We start from the raw sequence: 1,790 nt of genomic DNA, 5'->3' as shown, positions 1-1,790 counted from the left end.
CCGCAGCAGCACCGGGTAGACGACGAACACGACGAGCGCGAGGCCGACGTAGATCGCGGCCGAGAAGGTGGCCAGCGAGCCGAGGGCGTCCCAGCCGTACGACGCCACGGCGTTCCCGAGGAGGCCGACCGTGGCGATCGGCGCGAGCAGGATGATCCACCAGAGCACCTTCTGGACGATCGCGAGCGCAGACCGCACGAAGACGAGGAACGGCTCTGCTGCGTCGCCGACCTTGAGCGTCGCGATGCCGATGGCGATCGCCACGACGAGGATCTGCAGCACGTTGAAGGACAGTCCGACCGAGCCGTCGCCGCCGGCGCTGGCCTGCAGTCCGAGCACGTTGTCCGGGACCAGCCCGGTGAGGAAGTCGAGCCACGAGCCGGTGCGACTCGGGTCGGCGGCCGCGTCGGCTGACACGCTCGTGTGGTTGCCCGGTTGGAGCACCAGCCCCAGCACGATGCCGATCGTGACGGCGATCAACGCCGTGATGGCGAACCAGACCAGCGTCTTCCAGGCGAGACGCGCCGCGCCGGTGACCTCACGGAGGTTGGCGATGGAGGCCACGATCGCCAGGAAGACCAGCGGCGGCACGATGGTCCGCAGCAGCGTCACGAACGTGTCGCCGACCGTCGTCAGCGTCTCGGTCAGCCAGTTGGGGTCGACCTCGCCGGTCGCGGCGTCGGTGCCGTCGGCTCCGATGGACCGGGCGACGAGGCCGAGGACCACGCCGAGCGCGAGACCGATCAGGACCTGGACGCCGAACGACGGGAGCCGGTCGCGCCAGCCGGCGCGCTCAACAGTGCGGGTGGAACTCATGGGGACATGCCTTTCGATGCGGCCGCACGGCGCATCGACGGCGCTGCGGACCGACTGGATCGATGGAGATCGGTGGGGACGAGAGGGAGGCTGCCCGCCGGATCGGCGGGTCGGGACGCGCCGGAAGGGCGCAGGTCCTCAACGACAGCGCGTGCTCTTCGTCCGCTGGAGGTCCACCACGAGGCGGCGCGTCAGCAGGTCACCCGGGGTTCTCGGCTCTCTGCACACACTGGGGCGAACCTGTCTCCGGACGCGGATATTCCGTATCACACAGGTCTGGCCATACGCTTGCGCTTCGAACATCTGTTCGATAGAGTGGGGTCATGTCCTCGACCGACGCCCTCGACAAGGCCGCTGTTGCGGTCGAGAGCGCCGCGGAGCTGGCTCAGGCCCAGTGGGACGCCCTCGACGGGGCGGACGCACCTGAGGCCGCAGCGCGGATCGCGCAGGCCAGGGCGATGCTCGACGCCGCCATGCTCGGGGTCACCGCGCGGCTCGAAGAGACGCACGCGGCCGAGAAGCTCGGCTGGGCGTCGACGAAGGACTTCCTCACCCACGTCACCGGTGGCCACAAGGGTTCGGGCGGTGGCCTCGTGCGCGCCGTCGACCAGCTGCGCGACCTCCCGGCGGTGCGCGAAGCCCTCAAGGACGGCGCGATCTCCCTCCCGCAGGCGCGCGCCATCGGCGGCAAGGTGACCACGCTCCCCCGCGTTCCGAAGTTCCGCACCGCCGTTGCCGACCGACTGCTCGAGCTGGTCCACACCAACGCGTACGACGCCAGCGACCTCCAGGTCGCGTTCGGCGACGTCGCCCGGGAGCTCGACGTCGACGGCACCCTGATCAAGGACGATCGGTCCAAGGAGCGGCAGGAGCGCGCGGCGCACCTCGCGCGCTACCTCGGCTTCTCCGAGGACGGACTCGGTGGCGAACACCTGCGTGGCTACGGCTGCGAGGAGGAGGCCGAGCTGATCAAG

2 protein-coding genes are annotated in these 1,790 nt (G+C 70.2%); one reads left to right on the top strand and one right to left on the bottom strand.

Annotated features, from left to right (window positions below; translation table 11 throughout):
• The coding region (locus tag ACOADB_RS13610; protein WP_378599448.1) for a dicarboxylate/amino acid:cation symporter at positions 1–816 on the bottom strand (816 nt) is incomplete at its 3' end.
• Between the two features lie 323 nt (positions 817–1,139).
• Here ACOADB_RS13610 and ACOADB_RS13605 point away from each other — a divergent pair.
• Positions 1,140–1,790 (top strand): DUF222 domain-containing protein (locus tag ACOADB_RS13605; protein ID WP_378599445.1); only part of this gene is annotated, 651 nt, incomplete at its 3' end.

Source organism: Nocardioides sp. CPCC 206348 (assembly GCF_048654705.1).
Lineage (GTDB): Bacteria > Actinomycetota > Actinomycetes > Propionibacteriales > Nocardioidaceae > Nocardioides.
Note: the sequence above shows the minus strand (reverse complement) of the source record. Positions and strands in the feature narration are given on the sequence as shown.